Origin of the sequence: Mesorhizobium sp. M2A.F.Ca.ET.037.01.1.1, assembly GCF_003998075.1 — a bacterium.
GTDB lineage: Bacteria > Pseudomonadota > Alphaproteobacteria > Rhizobiales > Rhizobiaceae > Mesorhizobium.
The window spans coordinates 1-4,702 of record NZ_RZSA01000517.1 but is presented as its reverse complement, the minus strand read 5'-3'; the positions used below and the strand labels follow the sequence as shown (position 1 = coordinate 4,702).

The following is a 4,702-nucleotide window of genomic DNA, read 5'->3' as shown; positions in this document are numbered from 1 at the left end:
GGGCGGCACCGTGTCCTTCGACCCCAACGTCCGGCGCGAGATCATGCAGGACACCGGCATGAGCGAGGCGCTCGACAGGGTGTTGGCGCAGACCGACGTCTTTCTGCCAAGCGGCAACGAGTTGCTCCTGTTCTCTTCAGCGGGCGACGAGCAGGGCGTGATCGCCGAGCTGCTTGGTCGGGGCATAGCCTGCATCGTGCTGAAGAGAGGCGCTGCCGGCGCCGTCTATCACGATCGCCAGCGCTCGGTCGCAATGCCCGGATTCGCCGTCGAGGAAGTGGACCCGACTGGCGCCGGCGACTGCTTCGGAGCCGCCTTCGTATGCTTCTGGTTGCGCGGCGCCGCACCTGCCGAGGCGCTGCGCATCGCCAACGCCTGCGGCGCGCTGGCCGTGACGCGGAAGGGACCCATGGAAGGCATTCACCGGCTCGCCGATGTCGAGGCTTTCATAGCCGGGGCCGGTACACGCGCATGAGCTCCGCGACCAAGAGACTTGCGGCCATCGGCGCGCGGCGGGCGGCGGGCGGCAAGGGAGGCATCACCTCGATCTGCTCGGCGCATCCGCTGGTGATCGACGCGGCGCTCCGCCACGGCGCGCTGCATGGCGCGGATGTCCTCATCGAGGCGACCTGTAACCAGGTCAATCACGAAGGCGGCTACACCGGCATGGCGCCGGCCGCCTTTCGCGGCCTCGTCGAAACGTATGCCGGCAGGGCCGGTCTTCCCCTCGATCGTCTGATCCTCGGCGGCGACCATCTTGGACCCAATCCCTGGAAGCACGACTCCGCTGCCGGGGCGATGCGGAAAGCGGCCGCGATGATCGACGCCTATGCGGCCGCCGGGTTCACCAAGCTGCATCTCGACACCAGCATGGCCTGCGCCGACGATCCGGTGCCGCTCCCCGACGAGACGATTGCCGCCCGCGCGGCTGAGCTTGCCAAGGTCGCCGAGGCGGCGGTCGCGCGCGCCGGCGGTGAGAAACCCGTCTACATCATCGGCACCGAGGTGCCGGTGCCCGGCGGCGCGCTCGAACCGCTCGAGCACACGCATGTGACCGAGCCTGCCGACGCGCTCCGCACGGTCGAGGTCCACCGCAAGGCTTTCTCTCGCCTCGGCCTCGATGGCGCCTTTGACCGGGTCGTCGGCGTCGTCGTCCAGCCCGGCGTCGAATTCGGCAATGCCGATATCGTCGCCTATGCGACGGAGAAAGCGACTGAGCTGGTCACTGTGCTGGAACGCATGCCGCAATTCGTCTTCGAAGCGCACTCGACCGACTACCAGCCCGCGGAAGCGCTTGGCATGCTGGTGCGTGACGGTTTCGCCATCCTCAAAGTCGGCCCGTGGCTGACATTCGCGCTGCGCGAGGCGCTCTACGGCCTCAGCCACATTGCCGACGAACTGGCGCCCGATCCGTTGCGTGAAACCCTGCCGGCGGCCATGGAGCGCGTGATGCTCGCCTCGTCCGGCAACTGGCAGAAATACTATTGTGGCACGCCCGACGAGCAGCGTCTGCGGCGGCATTTCTCCTTCAGCGATCGCATCCGTTACTACTGGCTGGCGCCGGAAGCGCAGCGCGCAACCGGAGCGGTGCTGGCCGCGCTTGGCGACAGGGAGATTCCCCGCCCGCTGATCAGCCAATATATTGGCCACCTCGATGTCGAGGTCGGCGCGGGCCGCATCAGACCGACCGCGCATGGGCTTCTGCTCGGCAGCGTGACGCGCGTGCTCAATATCTATCGCAACGCCACGAACCAGTAAGCCGTCTTCGCTGCCGGACCTCGGATTTGACTTAGCCCGCGTGGATCTCTCATGGAGGGGCTCGCGCAAGCCGCACCTCTGACAGTGGACAGCAAATCCATTACGGTTCCTTCTTGAACAGGTCCTGGAAGATCAGCGGGCCCCAAGTGCGGCCGCGTGCGTGCACGAGCGCGCCACCCTCGTTGAGCTTTCCCAGCTTGACGGGCGCGAACCCGAGTTGTCTGGCCAAGGCCGCGACGTGAGCGGCCGCGTCCTCGTCGTCGCTCGACAGAAAGACGACCCTGGCCGCCCTCGACGACCGGATCGGTAGCCAGGGTGGCCGCAACCAGGTGATTGAAGCCTTTCGCGAGCTTGGCGCCGGTGAACGCCTTCGCGACGAAAGCGGAGGACGGGAGACCGTCCAGCTCTTCAGGGACCGGAAACGCGTTCGTGGCATCGATGACTGTCTTGCCTTCCCAGCTCGGCAGAGCCTTCGCAACGTCGCAATGATTCCCGAACGGAACCGCCAGGATGATGGTGTCGGCCTCGAGCGCTTCCCGCAGCGACTTGGCGACGACCGTCGGTCCAATCGCCCGGGGTTCCGTTCAGGGTCACGGATGCCGAGGCGCAGATCGTCGCGGTGCGGCAGGGGCTCGGGATGACGACTCTGCCGTGCTTCGTGGGAGATGCCGACCCCCTGCTGGCGAGGGTGCCGGGTACCGACCTGCACATGTACGGAACGCTCTGGCTTCTCACACAGGGAGAGGCACGCAAGACGAAGCGCGTGCGGCTCTTCACGGAATTCGTATCCCGCAGGCTTGCCGCCTACGCTCCGCTTCTCGCGGGATTGTCCGTATCGGGCGACTGATGCCTACCAGGCCGTCGGCGACGCTTGCAATGGACAGGTGCCGCAATCGAACATGCGTGGGACAGGACGCCGACCCCCTCGGTGTTGAGCAACGTCATGGCGAACTATGCGGGTTCCTTACACGGACCAACGACGCTTTGGCCTTGAAGCGCCTGATGACTATTTGAAATCATTGATTATTAGGAAAATTCTGGCTGAGAGAGCGTTTTTCTAACTATCAGTTAAAGCGTTGAATCTATTCGCATTTTCTTATCGCTTGTTACCCAGTTTGTTACACAGCCGCGGATGACCGTTATGCCTCCCGTCCGCCTATGCGTTCGCTACCCCAACTCGTGCAGAAAAGTTGACATGGCGGCGGTCTTTTTTCCTCCTCGACGACGCCGTGCGGGACAGCACAGGGGCCCTGCGAGATTCTGTCGATGGCTTCGGAGAGGTCAGCAGCTTCGATCGCGGTCCGGCGATCGGCAGATCTGATGACATGACGCCCTGATAGAGAGGGCGAGAACGCCGGTACAGGTGCGCAATCCGGATGCATCGGGAGTTGAAACTCGCGATGGTGCGCCTTCGGAGCGCAACTTCGTGTCCTGCTCGTGAGCGGCATTCTCTGACGGGTTGAGGCGTGCGGTCATATCTGGAACAAACCTTGGCATCTTGAGGCCTCCTTCAGAGGTTCGACATGAAGCGTGGGCGACGGCTGCCAAGCAGGCTTTCTGCAACTGCGATAGCGCAAAAGGTTTTAACCGACGTCGACCCAGGCAGGGGCGTGATCGCTTGGCTTTTCCCACCCACGAGTCTCGACATCGACACCTGCGGCCATAAGGCTTTCCGCAAGTGACGGGCTCACGAGCAGATGGTCCATCCGCAGGCCTGAGCTTCGGTCGTAGCCGCCGCGATAGGAAAAATTCCAATAGGTGTATATGCCCTTGTCCGGATGGATATGGCGCATCGCATCCACCCAGCCCAAGCTCAGCATGTGCGCATAAGCTTTCCTGCTTTCGGGGAAGAAGACAGCATCGCCCAGCCAACGCCTGGGTACTGCAGCATCTATCTCAGTGGGCACGACGTTGTAGTCACCACAAAGCACGGCGCGCTCGCCCAACAGCGATCGGCTGTAGTCGACGAGACGGTCGAACCAGCGAAGCTTGTAATCGAATTTGGGGCCTGGCGCGGGATTGCCATTGGGCAGATATATGCAGCCGACGATGAGACCGTCGATCTCTGCCTCCAGATAGCGGCTGTGCGTGTCATCGGGATCGCCAGGCAAGCCACGGCGGCGTTCGACCGGATCCTTCCCGCGCACCAATATCGCCACCCCGTTGTAGGATTTCTGGCCGTGCCAGATCGCGCCGAAGCCGGCGTCCCGTATTGCCTCGATGGGAAAATTCTCGTCGGACGTTTTCAGCTCCTGGAGGCAAACAACGTCATAATCGGCCTCGCCAAGCCACTTCAGGAGCACGGGGAGTCGGCCGTTCACACCATTGACGTTGAAGGTCGCGATCCGGGTCATCCCCTCGGCTCCGACGTGGGCAATCCAAATGCCGGACGCCTCGCTCGCGCGGCAAGAAAAAGCCCCGCCGAGAGTTCGACGGGGCCGCATTTCTTAGAGCGGTGTGGTTCGCCGAACACGATCTCGTTCAGCCTCAATGTCGTCATAAGGCTCCGCGGCAGCATCAAATCCTGTCCATCCCCCGGCCTCGTAAGCGCTACGCCGCTCGTCAAGATTGACGGCACGCTCTCCACGCAGGATCCGTTCAGCTTCGCCGGTTAGCCGATCATCCACTCTGGCAGTCACCAGACTGCCGCCGCGGCGCACGCCCTCGGCATAGACATGTGCATCACGTTCCGAAACACCGGATTCCGTGAGCGCCCCGACGATGCCGCCGGCGGCTCCGCCCACCACAGCGCCGCCGACCGCGCCTACAGCCGTAGCTGCTAGCCAACCTGCCGCCACGACGGGTCCCACTCCCGGGATGGCCATGATCCCGAGCCCGGTAAGGAGCCCGCCCGCGCCGCCGACGAGCGCCCCAAGGCCGGCGCCGGCGGCGGCATCTTCACCGGCGTCTGACGGTTCATCCTGCCGATACCGGTTGTCGGAAT

General features: G+C 63.8%; 4 protein-coding genes and 2 pseudogenes. 3 read left to right on the top strand and 3 right to left on the bottom strand.

Features of this window, described 5'->3' with window-relative positions:
• Positions 1 to 475, top strand: a 475-nt coding sequence (locus tag EOA27_RS22945) for a PfkB family carbohydrate kinase (RefSeq protein WP_245491141.1), incomplete at its 5' end; no start/stop codon positions are given.
• Positions 472 to 1,758, top strand: coding sequence for a D-tagatose-bisphosphate aldolase, class II, non-catalytic subunit (locus EOA27_RS22940; protein ID WP_126081283.1), 1,287 nt, complete (start codon positions 472 to 474; stop codon positions 1,756 to 1,758). The genes EOA27_RS22945 and EOA27_RS22940, both read left to right, overlap by 4 nt.
• A 100-nt stretch (positions 1,759 to 1,858) precedes the next feature.
• Here EOA27_RS22940 and EOA27_RS22935 read toward each other — a convergent pair.
• Positions 1,859 to 2,333 (bottom strand): annotated as a pseudogene (locus EOA27_RS22935) (NAD(P)-binding domain-containing protein); the annotation flags it as partial.
• Here EOA27_RS22935 and EOA27_RS22930 point away from each other — a divergent pair.
• Positions 2,321 to 2,605: pseudogene (locus tag EOA27_RS22930) on the top strand (LysR substrate-binding domain-containing protein); the annotation flags it as partial. The pseudogenes EOA27_RS22935 and EOA27_RS22930 sit on opposite strands and share 13 nt — an antisense overlap.
• Before the next feature lie 736 nt (positions 2,606 to 3,341).
• Here EOA27_RS22930 and xth read toward each other — a convergent pair.
• Positions 3,342 to 4,112, bottom strand: coding sequence for an exodeoxyribonuclease III (xth, locus tag EOA27_RS22920; protein WP_126081285.1), 771 nt, complete (start codon positions 4,110 to 4,112; stop codon positions 3,342 to 3,344).
• A gap of 93 nt (positions 4,113 to 4,205) precedes the next feature.
• Positions 4,206 to 4,702: hypothetical protein (locus tag EOA27_RS22915; RefSeq protein ID WP_127257261.1), on the bottom strand; the 497-nt coding region annotated here is incomplete at its 5' end.

Excerpts from the sequence above, each read along its gene's own strand:
- EOA27_RS22940 (WP_126081283.1), top strand. The coding sequence starts at position 472 with ATGAGCTCCGCGACCAAGAGACTTGCGGCCATCGGCGCGCGGCGGGCG.
- xth (WP_126081285.1), bottom strand. The coding sequence starts at position 4,112 with ATGACCCGGATCGCGACCTTCAACGTCAATGGTGTGAACGGCCGACTC.